Source organism: Streptomyces sp. NPDC030814, from assembly GCF_055572155.1.
The window spans coordinates 163,376-178,859 of sequence record NZ_JBVIDX010000015.1; the positions used below are offsets into that span (position 1 = coordinate 163,376).

Annotated in this window: 9 protein-coding genes; 5 read left to right on the plus strand and 4 right to left on the minus strand. The window is 71.2% G+C overall.

The annotated features are described in order from the left end of the window. Positions 1–19: 19 nt before the first annotated feature. Positions 20–3,589 carry a transcription-repair coupling factor gene (gene mfd / locus ACZ43N_RS28290; protein WP_468101445.1) on the minus strand — a complete coding sequence of 1,190 codons (3,570 nt, stop codon included), beginning with the start codon at positions 3,587–3,589 and terminating at the stop codon, positions 20–22. Between the two features lie 581 nt (positions 3,590–4,170). Here mfd and ACZ43N_RS28295 point away from each other — a divergent pair. Beyond that, positions 4,171–5,613 (plus strand): DUF2079 domain-containing protein, encoded by a 1,443-nt coding sequence (locus ACZ43N_RS28295; RefSeq protein WP_468101447.1) that lies wholly within the window; start codon positions 4,171–4,173, stop codon positions 5,611–5,613. Positions 5,614–5,769: 156 nt separating this feature from the next. After that, positions 5,770–6,318: a phospholipase A2 gene (locus ACZ43N_RS28300; RefSeq protein WP_468101449.1), complete on the plus strand. Its 549-nt coding sequence runs from the start codon at positions 5,770–5,772 to the stop codon at positions 6,316–6,318. A gap of 193 nt (positions 6,319–6,511) precedes the next feature. Here the strand turns inward: ACZ43N_RS28300 and ACZ43N_RS28305 are convergent, their stop codons facing one another. Beyond that, positions 6,512–9,130 (minus strand): ABC transporter permease, encoded by a 2,619-nt coding sequence (locus ACZ43N_RS28305; protein WP_468101451.1) that lies wholly within the window; start codon positions 9,128–9,130, stop codon positions 6,512–6,514. Beyond that, a complete protein-coding gene (locus tag ACZ43N_RS28310; protein WP_468101453.1) occupies positions 9,127–9,915 on the minus strand; it encodes an ABC transporter ATP-binding protein in 789 nt (262 codons plus the stop codon). Before ACZ43N_RS28310 ends, ACZ43N_RS28305 begins: the two co-directional genes overlap by 4 nt. A 468-nt stretch (positions 9,916–10,383) precedes the next feature. Between ACZ43N_RS28310 and ACZ43N_RS28315 the strand changes: the two genes are divergently transcribed. The 3 genes from ACZ43N_RS28315 to ACZ43N_RS28325 all read left to right on the plus strand — a co-directional run bounded on the left by ACZ43N_RS28315 (position 10,384) and on the right by ACZ43N_RS28325 (position 14,407). Continuing rightward, entirely contained in the window at positions 10,384–11,877 is a 1,494-nt protein-coding gene (locus ACZ43N_RS28315; RefSeq protein WP_468101455.1) for an MFS transporter, read from the plus strand. Positions 11,878–12,128: 251 nt separating this feature from the next. Further along, on the plus strand, positions 12,129–12,701 hold the full coding sequence (locus tag ACZ43N_RS28320; RefSeq protein WP_468101457.1) for a DUF485 domain-containing protein: 573 nt from the start codon (positions 12,129–12,131) through the stop codon (positions 12,699–12,701). A 116-nt stretch (positions 12,702–12,817) separates the two neighbouring features. After that, complete coding sequence (locus ACZ43N_RS28325; RefSeq protein WP_468101513.1) at positions 12,818–14,407, plus strand: sodium/solute symporter; 1,590 nt, start codon at positions 12,818–12,820, stop codon at positions 14,405–14,407. 59 nt (positions 14,408–14,466) lie between these two features. On the opposite strand, the gene ACZ43N_RS28330 is transcribed toward ACZ43N_RS28325, so the two are convergent. Further along, positions 14,467–15,348: a cellulose-binding protein gene (locus ACZ43N_RS28330; protein ID WP_468101458.1), complete on the minus strand. Its 882-nt coding sequence runs from the start codon at positions 15,346–15,348 to the stop codon at positions 14,467–14,469. Between the last annotated feature and the right edge of the window lie 136 nt (positions 15,349–15,484).

The following is a 15,484-nucleotide window of genomic DNA, read 5'->3' on the forward strand; positions in this document are numbered from 1 at the left end:
CGCCGTCATCGAAAAACAGCTACGACCCCAGAATCGAAGCCAGGAACTCCCCCGTCCACCCCAGCAACTCCCGCCCGAGCAGCGGCTTGCCGCCGACCTTCGCCGTCTTCGGGCGGGGGACCAGCACCTGGTGGACGGCCGGCTTGATGACCGTGCCGGGGTAGAGGCGCTTGAGGCGCAGCTCCTGGGACTCGCGCAGCTCGACCGGGGCGAAGCGGATGTTGTTGCCCTGCAGCACGATCTCGCCGACGCCGCAGGCCCGGGCGAGCATCCGCAGCCCGGCCACCAGCAGCAGGTTCTCCACCGGCTCCGGCAGCTTGCCGTAGCGGTCGACGAGTTCCTCGCGCACCGCGGTGATGTCGGCCTCGGTGTTGACGGAGGCGATGGCCCGGTACGCCTGGAGGCGGAGCCGCTCGCCGGGCGCATAGTCGTGCGGGACATGCGCGTCGACCGGCAGTTCGATCTTGACCTCGAGCGGCGGCTCCTCCCATCCTCCCGCCGAGGGCTCCCCTGTCTCCAGCTGGCGCCGGTAGTCCGCGACCGCCTCGCCGACCATGCGGACGTACAGGTCGAAGCCGACGCCCGCGATATGGCCGGACTGCTCACCGCCGAGGAGGTTGCCGGCGCCGCGGATCTCCAGGTCCTTCATCGCCACGTACATGCCCGCGCCCATCTCGGTGTGCTGGGCGATCGTCGCGAGGCGCTCGTGGGCGGTCTCCGTCAGCGGCTTCTCCGGCGGGTACAGGAAGTACGCGTAGCCCCGCTCCCGGCCTCGGCCGACACGGCCGCGCAGCTGGTGGAGCTGGGACAGGCCGAAGGTGTCGCCACGCTCCACGATCAGGGTGTTGGCGTTGGAGATGTCGATGCCGGACTCCACGATCGTCGTGGAGACGAGCACGTCGAACTTCTTCTCCCAGAAGTCGACGACCACCTGTTCCAGGGCCTGTTCCGACATCTGGCCGTGGGCGGTCGCGATGCGCGCCTCGGGGACGATGTCGCGCAGCCGGGCGGCGGCGCGGTCGATCGACTCCACCCGGTTGTGGATGTAGAAGACCTGGCCCTCGCGCAGGAGTTCACGGCGGATGGCCGCGCCGATCTGCTTCTCCTCATAGGGGCCGACGAAGGTCAGGACCGGGTGGCGTTCCTCCGGGGGCGTGGTGATCGTCGACATCTCCCGGATGCCGGTCACCGCCATCTCCAGGGTTCGCGGGATCGGCGTCGCGGACATCGTCAGGACGTCGACGTTGGCGCGGAGCTTCTTCAGCTGCTCCTTGTGCTCGACGCCGAAGCGCTGCTCCTCGTCGACGATGACGAGGCCGAGGTCCTTGAACTTGGTCTCGGAGGAGAACAGCCGGTGGGTGCCGATGACGATGTCGACCGAGCCCTCGCGCAGACCCTCCAGAGTGGCCTTGGCCTCGGTGTCCGTCTGGAAGCGGGACAGGGCCCGGACGCTGACCGGGAACTGCGAGTACCGCTCGCTGAACGTGCCGAAATGCTGCTGCACCAGGAGCGTCGTGGGGACGAGCACCGCCACCTGCTTGCCGTCCTGGACGGCCTTGAAGGCTGCGCGGACCGCGATCTCCGTCTTGCCGTAGCCCACGTCGCCGCAGATCAGGCGGTCCATCGGGACCGTCTTCTCCATGTCCTCCTTGACCTCGGCGATCGTGGTCAGCTGGTCGGGGGTCTCCGCGTACGGGAAGGCGTCCTCCAGCTCCCGCTGCCAGGGGGTGTCCGGGCCGAAGGAGTGGCCGGGGGCGGCCATGCGGGCGCTGTACAGCTTGATCAGGTCGGCGGCGATCTCCTTGACCGCCTTCTTCGCGCGCGCCTTGGTCTTCGTCCAGTCGGCGCCGCCCAGGCGGTGCAGTGTGGGTGCCTCGCCGCCGACGTACTTGGTGATCTGTTCCAGCTGGTCGGTGGGGATGTAGAGACGGTCGCCGGGCTGGCCGCGCTTGGCGGGGGCGTACTCGACGACCAGGTACTCGCGGGTCGCGCCCTGCACGGTCCGCTGGACCATCTCGATGTAGCGGCCGACGCCGTGCTGCTCGTGGACGATGTAGTCGCCCGCTTCGAGGGTGAGCGGGTCGATGGTCTTGCGGCGGCGGGCGGGCATGCGGGCGCCGTCCTTGCCGGCCGCCTTCTGCCCCGAAAGGTCGGTCTCGGTGAGGACCGCGAGCTTCAGGGACGGGGCGATGAAGCCGTAGTCGATCGAGCCGCACGCCACATGCACCACCGACGGGGCGATCTTCCCGAGGTCAGCCTCCAGGCGGGCCGCGATGCCCTCGCCGCCGAGGACCTCGACCGTGCGGGCGGCGGGGCCGTGGCCCTCGGTCACGAAGACCGTGCGCCAGCCGTCGGCGAGCCAGCCCTTGGTGTCGGCGAGCGCCTTCGCGGTGTCGCCGCGGTAGGTCTCGGGGGCGTGCATGCCGAGCTTGAGGGTGTCGGCGTCGCCCGCCGCGTCAGCGGCCGATGTCCACGTCTCGTCGGCGGCGAACGGGGACACCGACCACCACATCATGTCCAGCTCACGGGCCCGGTCCCGGATGTCCGCGATGGACCACAGGGAGGCCGCGCCGACGTCGATGGGGGCCTCGCCGCCGCCGGCCGTGGCCGCCCACGACGCCTGGAGGAACTCATGCGAGGTGGCCACCAGGTCCGCGGCCCGCGTGCGCACCCGCTCCGGGTCGCACACGACCGCCATCGCGCCCTTCGGCAGGACGTCGATCAGCAGCTCCATGTCGTCGACGAGGACCGGAGCGAGGGATTCCATGCCCTCGACGGCGATGCCCTCGGCGATCTTGCCGAGGAGTTCGCCCAGCTCGGGGTGGCGTTCGGCGAGGACGCGGGCGCGCTCGCGCACCTCGTCCGTGAGGAGGAGCTCGCGGCAGGGCGGGGCCCACAGCCCGTGCTCGGCGACTTCCAGGGAGCGCTGGTCGGCGACCTTGAAGTACCGGATCTCCTCGATGTCGTCGCCCCAGAACTCCACCCGGAGGGGGTGCTCCTCGGTCGGCGGGAAGACGTCCAGGATGCCGCCGCGCACGGCGAACTCGCCGCGCTTCTCGACCAGCTCGACCCGGGAGTACGCGGCCGCCGCGAGCGCCTCGACCGTGCGGTTCAGGTCGGCGCTCTCGCCGGTGCGCAGGGAGACGGGCTCCAGGTCGCCGAGGCCCTTGACCTGCGGCTGCAGGACGGAACGCACGGGGGCGACGACCACCTGGACCGGGCCGGTCTCCGGGTCGTCGGGGCTCGGGTGGGTCAGCCGGCGCAGGACGGCGAGGCGACGGCCGACGGTGTCGCTGCGCGGGCTGAGGCGCTCGTGGGGGAGGGTCTCCCAGGCCGGGTACTCCACGACGCCCTCCGGCGGGAGGAGGGAGCGCAGCGCCGCCGTGAGGTCCTCGGCCTCCCGGCCGGTGGCCGTCACGGCCAGGACGGGGCGGCCGGCGTCTCTCGCGAGGGCCGCGACGGCGAAGGGCCGGGCCGCCGGGGGGCCGACCAGGTCGACGTGGGTGCGGTGGCCGTCGGTTGCCGCCCTGATCGCTTCCGCGAGGGGGGCGTCCTTGACTACGGCGTCGAGCAGACCGTGGAGGCTCATGAAGGGCGTTTCCCGTCCGGGGGTCAGGCTGCGGCTGGGGTACAGCGGGGGCAACACGAACGCCCGACCTCGTGGGAGGGGCCGGGGGTGTCCAGGGTACGACGGGTGGTGGGGGTGGTGCGGGGGCTGTGGACAACCGGGGGCGGGCCGGTCACGGGGCCGCCCCACCGCCGCCATGACCCGTCCCCTTCCCCGGGGGCTCCGCCCCTTCGGCCCCGGACGCGCGCCCAGAGCGCCGTCCCGCGGTGCCAGGACCGCGGAGCGCCCCGACCCGGGGGCTGCGCCCCCGGATCCGCACACGAGACAGTGGGGCCTCCCGCGCCCGCTCGACTGCGGACCGTCGTGGTCGCTCGCGCAGTCCCCGCGCCCCTTCTGGTGCCCGGCTTCTGGTGCCCGGCTTCCTGCGCCCCGGCTTCTGGCGCACCGCCTCGTCGTGGCCCCGCACCGCCTCGTCGTGGCCCCGCACCGCCTCGTCGTGGCCCCGCACCGCCTCGTCGTGGCCCCGCACCCCCTTGTGCGAGGGCGTCCGCCTACCCTGTTGGGCGCCCGGCGCACCAGCCCCGCCATGAACGTGAGCCCCGATGCCCCCGACCGTGTCACCACCGGTGTCCTCCGCACCGCCCGTCATACCGGAGCCGGTCATGGCGCCGCCGCTGCGGCCTCGTGACCGTCGCTCGTTCCTCGCGCGGCGCGCCCCCCACCTGCTGGCCCTGGTGCTGTTCGCGGTGTACGCGACGGAGTCCGTCTGCCGGTACCGGTACCTGGGGACACGGTCGTGGGACCTGGGGATATTCGAACAGGCGATACGGGCCTACGCGCATCTGGAGGCGCCGGTCGTCGATCTGAAGGGGCCGGGAGCCCATGTGCTCGGCGATCACTTCAGCCCCGTCATCGCGCTGCTCGCGCCGTTCTACCGGGTCTTTCCCTCGCCCGTGACGCTGCTCGTGGCGCAGGCCGCGCTGTTCGCCCTCTCCGCGGTGCCGGTGACGCGGGCCGCGGCCCGGTGCCTGGGGCTGCCGAAGGGGCTCGCGATCGGCGTGGCGTACGGGCTGTCGTGGGGGCTCCAGCGGGCGGTGGACTTCGACTTCCACGAGATCTGCTTCGCCGTACCGCTGATCGGTTTCTCCCTGGAGGCGCTGCTCGCCCACCGGTGGCGGGCGGCGCTGCTGTGGGCGCTGCCGTTGGTGCTGGTCAAGGAGGATCTCGGGGTGACGGCGGCGGCCCTCGCGGTGGTCGTCGCGCTACGGGCCCGGCGGCACGGTTCACCGAACGACGTCGCCTGCGCCGTCGCCGTCGCGTCGTTCGGGGCGGTCGCGTCGCTGGTCACCTTCACGATGATCATCCCGGCGTTCAACGTCTCCGGCGGGTACGACTACTGGACGAAGGTCGGTGACGCCGGCCCCTTCGACGGCCTCGACACCAAGGTCCGCACCCTGCTGTGGCTGCTGGTCCCCACCACCGGGCTGCTCGCCCTGCGGTCGCCGCTCCTCATCGCCGCCCTGCCCACCCTGGGCTGGCGCTTCCTGTCGTTCGACGACCACTACTGGGGCACGTCCTGGCACTACAGCGCCGTGCTGATGCCGGTCGTCCTCCTCGCCCTCGTCGACGCGCTGCCCGCCGCGCACCGCAGCCCCCGGCCGTGGCTGCGCTCGTACGCGTTCCATCTGCCCGCCGGGGTCGCCTCGGCGGCGCTGGCCCTGACGACCTCGCTGCCGCTGTCGGCGCTCACCGACGCCGACGCCTACCGGGTGCCTGAGCGCGTGACGGCCGTGGAGAAGCTGCTGTCCACGATCCCGGACGGCGCCACCGTCGAGTCCAACGTCGGCCCGATCAGCCGTCTGACGTCACGCTGCCGCGTCTTCTGGATCGGCCGGACCAAGGGCCTCGCCCCGGACTACATCGTCTTCAACAACTCCTCGCGGTGGGTCAAGGACGTTCCCCGGTACGCCCGTCAGCTGCATCCCCGGGACCACTACGAACTCCAGGGCCTCATCCAGGGATATGTACTGCTGCGCCGCGTCTGATCCCCGCGCCACATCCCAATCCACGGGAATACGGAACGCCTCGTTCAATTCCGCGCACTGCCCCAAGGGACAATTGGCGCCCTTCCCCTGACATGACACCGTGGCGATCGCTTCCCGAGCAGCAGTCCACCAGAAACGGGGAAAACCATGACCGTGTTGAGCAGAGCAATTCCCGGCGCCACTCTCTCGGCAGTTCTTCTGCTGACCGGCGCCGCACCCGCCCTCGCCGGTCCCGCCGCGTCGGACGGTGGGGCGTCCACGCAGGCGGTCGTCGGCGTCACCAAGGCGCAGAAGCTCTCGAAGCTGAGCACCCTGACCGGGAACTCGTCCGGCTCCCAGACCAACTGGTTCACCGCGCTCGGCCAGCACCGGCAGCACAAGCCGGCGATCACGAAGTACAAGTTCAACTGGAGCACCAACTACTGCAATTCGTCGCCGGAGAAGATCTGGGGCGGGTACGACTTCTCGTTCGCCTGCTACCGGCACGACTTCGGATACCGCAACTACAAGACGATCGCGGGCCAGGCCGCATTCAAGCGGTCCCACAAACTCCGGATCGACAAGGCGTTTCTGGGTGACATGAACCGCGCCTGCGGACAGAGGTTCTGGGCCGACCCGCTGACACCGGCCGGCCGTGAGAAGGCCAAGGCCGCGTGCCTGAAGACGGCGAAGAAGTACTACCAGGCCGTCCGCGCCGCCGGCTGACGCAGCCCGGCCCGACGGCCGGAGGACTCGGCCTCACCACATCGGCGGGGCGTGGGGATCATTCATTCCCCACGCCCCGCCGTCCCCCGTTCCAAGCGGCCCCCCGTACCGCCCCCGGACCGGCCCCCCGTACCGGTCCGAGCGGCTGGTCCGAGCGGCCGCCCCCTCCCCCTGGCTTCTCCTTCCTCCGGCGTCAGTCCGTCGCGATCGCGTTGAGCACGTTCATCCGTCCCGCCCTGAACGCGGGGACGAGGGCGGCGAACAGTCCCACGAACGCCGAGCCGATGAACACCCCGATGATGGTCGGCCACGGGATGTCCAGGACCTTCAGACCCTCCAGGGCGAGGAGCCGCTGGGCGGTGGCGCCCCAGCCCATCCCCAGGCCCAGGCCCAGCAGCGCGCCGAACAGGGCGATCACCACGGACTCCAGGCGGATCATGCGGCGCAGCTGACGGCGGGAGAGGCCGATGGCCCGCAGGAGACCGATCTCCCGGGTGCGTTCGACCACCGACAGGGCCAGGGTGTTCACGACGCCGAGGATCGCGACGACGATGGCCAGGGCCAGCAGGCCGTACACCATGTTGAGCAGCTGGCCGACCTGGTCCTTCAGCGCCTGCTTGTAGTCGGTCTGGTCCATGACCTGGACCGTGGGGTCCTTGGCGACGGCCGTCTTCAGCGCGGCGTACGCCTGGTCCTTGCTGCCCTCGTCCGCCTTGGCGAGCAGGGCCGTGTCCAGCGGCAGCCGCTCGGCCGGCACGTACCGCTCGACGGTGGTCAGGTTGGTGTACATCGCGCCCTGGTCGAGGCCCGTGTCGTCGGAGGTGATGGCCGCGAGCCTCAGCTTCGCGGTGCGGCCCCCGTCGAAGGCCACGGTCAGGGTGTCGCCGACCTTCACGCCCGCCTTCTCGGCGAACTCGGAGCCGACGGACATCGCGTTGTCGCCGTAAGCGGCCGCGAGGTCACCGGAGACCGTCTCGCGGCGCAGGTCATCGGCGTAGGTGGGTTCGGCGGCGAGCAGTTGTCCCGACTCGGAGGTGCCGTCGGGCGCGGTCACCTCGGCCGGTGTCTCCTTCATACGGGTGACGTGGCCGAGGCCCTTGACCCCTTCGACCGCCTTGACCGTGGCGGGGTTGAGGGGCTTGCCGCCGTTGCCCGCGGTGACGATGAAGTCGGCGCCGACCGACTTGTCCAGCTCGGCGGTGGCGGAGGTCACCATGGAGGAGCCGACCACGGAGAGGCAGGCGACCAGGGCCAGTCCGATCATCAGGGCCGCGCCGGTGGCGCCCGTACGGCGCGGGTTGCGCAGCGCGTTGCGCTCGGCCATCCGGCCGACCGGGCCGAAGGCCCGCAGCAGCACGGCGCTGAGCACCCGCACGACACCGCCCGCGAGGAGCGGGCCGATCACGACGAAGCCGATGAGGCTGAGGACGATGCCCGCGCCCAGGATCAGCGAGCCCTCCTTCGCCTGGTCCGCGGTGGCGGCCAGGTACAGCGCGAAGGCGCCCGCGCCGGTCAGGACCAGGCCCACCAGACCGCGTACGAGTCCGGCGTTGCCGTCCGCCGGGGTGCCCGCGTCGCGCAGCGCGGCCATCGGGGAGACCTTGCCCGCGCGGCGGGCGGGCAGATAGGACGCGAGGACCGTCACCACGATGCCCAGCAGCAGGCCGATGGCGGGGGTCGTCCACTGCACCGTCAGGTCACGGGTGGACAGTTCCATGCCGGCGGCCGACATGAGCTTCATCAGCCCGACCGCGAGGCCGACGCCCGCGCCGACGCCCACCACCGAGCCGAAGACACCGAGCAGGGTCGCCTCGACGAGGACCGACCGGTTGACCTGTCCGCGGGAGGATCCGACGGCCCTCATCAGGCCGATCTCGCGGGTGCGCTGGGCGACCAGCATCGAGAACGTGTTGATGATCAGGAAGACACCGACGAGGAACGCGATCCCGGCGAAGCCGAGCATCCCGTACTTGATGACGTTCATGAACTCGTCGACGTCGCTGCGGTTGGCGTCCGCGGTCTCCTGCTGCGTACGAACCTTGTACGCCGTCTCCCGCGCGCCCTTCGCGCCCTGCTCCCCCTGCGCCTTCAGCGTCGCCAGGGCCGAGCTGACGTTCCGCTTCAGCCGGGTGTCGCTGACGCCCGCCTCGGCGGCCACGTTGACCTGGGTGTACCGGCCGGTGGCGCCGAGGAGTCCGCGCTGCGCGGTGGCGGTGTCGAAGAAGACGACGGCGGCGCCGGGGTTGGTCACCTTGAACGAGGCGATGCCGACGATCCGGGCGGTGATGTCACCGCTGACGGTGATGGTGCGCAGTTCGTCACCGAGCTTCAGGCCGTGCTTGTCGGCGGTGTCGGCGTCGACCATCACCTGGGTCGCGCCGCGCGGGGCGTGCCCGGCGGTGATCTCCATGGAACGGAGGTCGTTCTTGGTCCAGTTGCCCGCGATGGTGGGGGCGCCGGTGGAGGACCCCATGTTCTCGTTGTCGCGGTCGACGACGGTCACGTCCATCGAGGAGACGGCGCCCTCGGCCGATTTGACGCCCTCGACGGCGGCCACCTCCTTCACCAGGGAGGCGGGCAGGGAGTCGGGTCTGCCGGTCCGCGAGACCTCGTCGGGCTCACCGCCGGCCACGGAGACCGTGACGTCGGAGGAGGTGGCCGCGAACAGCTTGTCGAAGGTGGTGCCCATGGTGTCAGTGAAGACGAGGGTGCCCGTCACGAACGCCACCGACAGCATGACCGCGATGGCCGACAGCGCCATCCGTCCCTTGTGCGCGAAGAAGTTGCGCATCGATGTCCTCATCACGCTCATGACGTGCGCCCCCGGGCGTCGAAGTCCTTCATGCGGTCCAGGACCTGGTCGGCCGTCGGCTGGTGCATCTCGTCGACGATGCGTCCGTCGGCCAGGTACAGCACGCGGTCGGCGTAGGACGCGGCCACCGGGTCATGGGTGACCATCACGATGGTCTGGCCCAGTTCGTCGACGGAGCGCCGCAGGAAGCCCAGCACCTCGGCGCCGGCCCGCGAGTCGAGGTTGCCGGTCGGCTCGTCCCCGAAGATGATCTCCGGACGCGCGGCCAGGGCCCGGGCCACGGCGACGCGCTGCTGCTGGCCGCCGGAGAGCTGGGTCGGCCGGTGCTTCAGCCGCTGGGCGAGCCCGACGGTCTCCACGACCCGGCCGAGCCACTCCTTGTCGGGCTTGCGCCCCGCGATGTCCATGGGGAGCGTGATGTTCTCCAGGGCGTTGAGCGTGGGCAGCAGGTTGAACGCCTGGAAGATGAACCCGATCCGGTCCCGGCGCAACTGCGTGAGCTTCTTGTCCTTCAGCCCGGTGATCTCGGTCTCGTCGAGGTGGATCCGACCGCTCGTCACGGTGTCGAGACCGGCGAGGCAGTGCATGAGGGTGGACTTGCCGGACCCCGAGGGCCCCATGATCGCGGTGAACCGGCCCCGTGCGATGTCCACATCCACATGGTCGAGGGCGACGACACGGGTCTCGCCGGACCCGTACGCCTTCACGACCTGCCGCGCCCGCGCGGCAACGGCCGTACGCCCTCCAGTGCCCCCGTGCCTGGTGATGGTCACAGCCGATGTCACGGTATGTCTCCTAAGTCGGTCAACAGGTGGTTCTGTTGCTCAGTGGATGAGCGGCGGTACGACGTGAGATGCCGGGCCCTACGACGCGTGGTGCCGGGCCCCGTCCAACGTGAGGCGCCTGGTCGTACGAGGTGGTGCCTTGAGTCTGGTCGCCCGGGGGTGCCCAGCGCGCTGGTGCCCGGCGCAGTCTTCTGCTGGGGAAAACCCCACCCCCGTGGGTCCGGTGCACCGCCCCCCAGCGGCGTAAAGCCAGGTTAAGGACGGCAACGGCCTCGTCTCTTCCTCCGGCGGTACGAACCCGCCCCTGGCCGTTGTACGGAGATACCCCTAAGGGATCTCCACCGAGGGGTGGAGCCGGCCTCAGGGTTCGGCTCCGCCTTCCGGTGCAGTCAGGTTGCACCCTGCCGTGGCGTGAGGGACAAGTGGCATGGTGGTCCCCGGCAGATAGATGCAGGGGGAAGGGATCCGGTGGGCGAGACACGACCCGCGCTACGCGACACGGCACAGCACACCGGATCCGCCAGGCGGGGAGCGGTCACCGCCGCGCTCATGCTGTCCATGGGCCTGGCCGCCCTGGACTCGACGATCGTCTCGACCGCCGTCCCGCAGATCGTCGCCGACCTCGGCGGCTTCTCCGTGTTCTCCTGGCTGTTCTCGGGCTATCTGCTCGCCGTCACCGGCACCCTCCCCCTCTACGGCAAGCTCTCCGACACCTTCGGCCGCAAGCCGGTGCTGATCGCGGGCGCGGCCCTGTTCCTGCTGGGCTCGCTGCTGTGCGCGCTGGCCTGGAACATGGGCGCGTTGATCGCCTTCCGTATCGTCCAGGGCCTGGGCGGCGGGGCGCTGCAGGGCACGGTGCAGACGCTGGCGGCCGACCTCTACCCCCTTCAGGAGCGCCCCAGGATCCAGTCCAAGCTGTCCACGGTGTGGGCGGTGTCGGCGGTGGCCGGCCCCGGAGTGGGCGGGGTCCTCGCCGCCTACGCGGACTGGCGCTGGATCTTCCTGATCAACCTCCCGCTGGGCGCGGCGGCCCTCTGGCTCCTGGTCCGGTATCTGCACGAGCCGGCCCGGGAGCGGGCCGCACGGCCCCGGGTGGACTGGGCCGGCGCCCTGACGATCTTCGCCTGCGGGGGTGCCCTGCTGACGGCGCTGGTGCAGGGCGAAGTGGCCTGGGCCTGGCTGTCCTGGCCCTCACTGACCCTGCTGGGCACGGGGGTCATCCTCGTCGTGGCGCTGGTCCTCATCGAACGCCGCGCCGCGGAACCGATCATCCCCGGCTGGGTGTGGCGTCGCCGCACGATCGCGGCCGTGAACCTGGCGCTGGCCGCGCTGGGCCTGCTGATGGTGGCGCCGACGGTGTTCCTGGCGACCTACGCCCAGTCGGTTCTGGGCCTGGCCCCGGTGGCCGCGGGCTTCGTGGTGTCGGTCTGGACGCTGAGCTGGCCGGTGTCGGCGGCGCTGAGCCAGCATGTCTACCGCCGTGTCGGCTTCCGCGACACGGCGATCCTGGGCATCGCGGCGGCGGCGCTGCTGCTGTTCGCGTTCCCGTTCCTCCCCTACCCGGGCGAGGCCTGGCAACCGATCCTGCTGATGCTCCTGCTGGGCGCCGCGCTGGGCCTGTTCCAACTCCCGCTGATCGTGGGCGTCCAGTCGACGGTGGAATGGGAGGAGCGCGGCACGGCGACGGCCTCGATCCTCTTCTGCCGCCAGACGGGCCAGACGTTGGGCGCGGCCGTCTTCGGTGCCGTGGCCAACGGCGTCCTGGCCGCCCGCCTGGGCGGCGCGGGCGACCTCGACGCGGTGACCCACGCCCTGGACGCGGGCACGACGGCGGAGCCGGTCCGCCGTGCGGTGGCGGAGGCGGTCCACGCGGTGTACTTGGGCGCGGCGTGTGCGGCGACGGTGGCGCTGCTGGTGCTGCTGGTGGTGGCGCCGCGCAGGTTCCCGGTGCTGAAGGACTGAGCCGGGCGCGTCGCGGCACGAGGCACGGCGGCGTGGCGCGGCCGAAGCGACCCGACGTCCGGCCCCGATAAAGCCTGAGTTAATCCGGGTAACACCCCAGGTCAGCCCGGGTTCTGAGAAGAAAGCGCATACCGACCGCTCAGTTTGCCGAAACCCTCGCGCGTCACCGAACCCGCGGGTAGCGTTCACGCCCGCCCCCCGCTCCCTGCGGTCCGCAGGCACCGGACCATAGCCGCGCAAGGAGACAAGGGATGACCGACGCGTTCTCGTCACCCCCACGCCGAACCACATACCACCCACCACACCAGCCTGCGCACACACCTCAGCCCTCACCCCCGTACACATCCCAGTCCTCGCCCACCTACACGACCCGGCGCCCGTCCGGCCACGAGCCCCCGTTCCCGCCGCCGCACCGGGAAGAGCCCGACGACTCCCGCCTCCAGCACGACAGCGGACTGCGCGTGCTGCGCAGCGCGTACCGGCGGCAGCGGCGGGTGGCGACACTGACCGCGCTGGGCTACTTCGTGCTGTTCCTGATCCTCTCGGCGTTCGCCCCGTCGCTCATGACGAGCACGGTCACCGGCGGACTGACGACCGGGCTGCTGCTCGGGCTGCTCCAGTTGCCGGTGACCTGCCTGGCGATCTGGCTGTACGAACGCACCGCGCGCCGCCGCGTGGACCCGCTCGCGGACCGGATACGCCGGCTTGCGGAGGTCGAGGCGCGCCGGGACGCCAAGCGTGAGGCGGACCGCACCCGCCGGAGCACGGACCGCAACCCCGGACGGGGCATGAACCAGAACTTCCCGTGGGGGCCCGCCCGATGATCACCACCGCCGTCTCCTCCGTCGTCTCCCCCGCCGTCTCCTCCGCCGACGCCACGGCCCCTTCCCTCACCACCGCAGCCGGCGTCCTCACCGAGTTCAGCGGATCGGCGCAGGCCATGTCCCTCGTCGGCTTCACCGCCGTCGCCACCGTGACGCTGCTGCTGTGTGTGATGACGGGCCCGGACCGGGACGACCTCGACGAGTTCTACACCGGCTACAGCTCGCTCTCCCCCATGCGCAACGGCCTGGCGATCGCGGGCGACTACATCTCCGCCGCGACGGTCCTCGGCACCGGCGGCGTGATCGCGCTCTTCGGCTACGACGGTGTCGTCCTCGCGCTCAGCACGGCCCTGTCTCTGATGCTGCTGATGTTCCTGCTGGCCGAACCCCTGCGCAACGCGGGCCGGTTCACGATGGGGGACGCGCTGGCCCGGCGGATGCCCGGCCGGACCGTACGCATCACCGCGTGTGCCGTGACGATCGCCGCGCTGATGCCCATGATGCTGGTGCAACTGGCCGGCACCGGCGACCTGCTGGCGTTCATTCTCGGCTTCTCCAACGACAGCCTGAAGACCGGTGTCGTGGTGATCGTCGGCGCGCTGATGATCGGCTACGCGGCGATCGGCGGAATGAAGGGCACCGCCCTCATCCAGATCGTCAAGATCGTGATGCTGCTCGGCTCCGGCGGGATCATCGCCGTCCTGATCCTCAACAGGTTCGACTGGGACCCCGGCCTGCTGCTGGGCGCAGCGGCCGACAAGAGCGGCATCGGCACCGGCTACCTCCACTCCGGGCTCCAGTTCTCCGGCGGCCCCTACCCGGAACTCGACATGATCAGCGCCCAGTTGACCGTCGTCCTCGGCGGCGCCTGCCTGCCCCACGTCACCATGCGCATGTACACCGCGCGCAGCGCCCGTCAGGTCCGCCGCTCCCTGTCGTGGGCGGTGCCGTCGGTCGCGCTGTTCGTACTGATCATCTCGGTGATCGGCTTCGGCGCGACGGCCCTGATCGGCCGCGAGGTGATCGCCACGGCCGACCCGCAGGGCAACACGGCCTATCTGCTCGGCTCGATGGCGGCGTTCGGCACGGAGGTCTCCACAGCGGAGACACTGCTGTTCACCACGGTCGCGACAGCGGTGTTCCTGACGCTCCTGGCGTCGGTGGCGGGCATGATCCTGGCCTGCGCCAACTCCCTCGCCCACGACGTCTTCGCCGCCCTCTCGGCCGTACCCCTCACGCCCCGCCGTGAGATGACCATCGCCCGGCTCTCGGCAGGCGCGGTCGGCGGCACCGCGATCGTCCTCGCCACGCTGGTCCAGAACCGCAACCTCCAGCCGCTGGTCACCCTCTCGTTCTGCCTGGGCGCCTCCGCGATCGCCCCCGCCCTGGTCTACGGCCTCTTCTGGCGCCGCTACACCCGTACGGGCCTGATGTGCACACTCGTCGGCGGCGCGCTCGCCGTGGTGATCCTCATGACCGGCACCAACCTCGTGTCCGGCTCCCCGTTCTCCGCGTTCCCGCGCGCCGACTTCAACTGGTTCCCCTTCACCACGACCGGCCTGGTCTCCATCCCGCTGGGCTTCGCGTTCGGCTGGCTGGGCACCGTATGGTCCGGCCGCGGCAAGGCGCAGGAGCAGCGCGAGCAGTACGAGGCGGTGGAGGGCTGGATCCTCGCGGGAGCGGTGAGGAGAGGGGCCGGAAGCTGAGATCCGATCGCTCTCCGCGGTCGACCCGGCGGCCCGCACACCCGGGCAGCTGAAGGACCTCAGTCCGTGAGCGCCGAGAGGCTGTCCCGGACATGGTCCATCTGCACCTTCAACCCCTCCGCGCGCTCGGCGTGCTCACGCAGCAGCCGCTCGGTGTCCCGGGCGACACGCTCCTCCCGGACCCGTGCCTCCGCGATCACCTCGGCGGCACGGGCCTCCGCCTCCGCCTGTGTCTGTGCCGCGTCCCGTCCCGCCTCGACGAGGGCCCGCTCCGCCTCGGCGACGGCGGCCTCCGCCAGGGTGACCCGTTCCGCGTGACGGGCCTCGAAGGCGGTCTCACGCTCGGCGACCTCCCGCTCGGCGTCGGCCACCCGCTCGGCGAACTCACCGTCGATCTCGGAGAGCATCCCCTCGGTGCGCTCCCGCACCTCCCGCAACGCGGCGAGCGCCTCGGCGCGCCCCTCCTTCACGGACAAACGCGCGGCGATCCGCAGGTCGTCGGCCTCCGCCCGGGCCGCGATCACCCGCTGCCGGGCCCGCTCCTCCGCCTCGCCACGCAGGTGTTCGGCGTACGCCCGCGCGTCCTCCCGCACGCGCCGCGCGGCCTCCTCCGCCTCCTCGACGAGCCCCCGGGCGTCGGCGCGCCCGGCCTCCCGCACCGCCGTCGCCTCGTCGACGCAGAGTGCGAGCAGCTGCCGGGCCCGCTCGCCGAGCGCCTCGTACGTCTGCTGGGGCAGTCCGGCCACGGTCTCCCGCAGCCGGGCGAGCTCCGCGCCCATGTCCTTGGCGAGCACGGTCAGGCGGGCGGCCCGCTCCCATGCCGCGTCACGGTCCTGCGAGAGGGCAGCCGTACGGGCCTCGACCTGATCGGGGCGGTAGCCACGGCGCACGACGTCGAACTCGACGTCGCAACCGGGGGGCGCCGTCGGTGAACTGCTCATACTGGGAACCTCTCCGCCGGACGCACACGAAATGATGATTTCGCGCATATCTTGATGGATCGGACAGAAGCGTTCACAACGCGACACTCCGTGCGAGGGCCCGGGAGACAGAAGCGTGTCCCGCGAGACAGCGGAG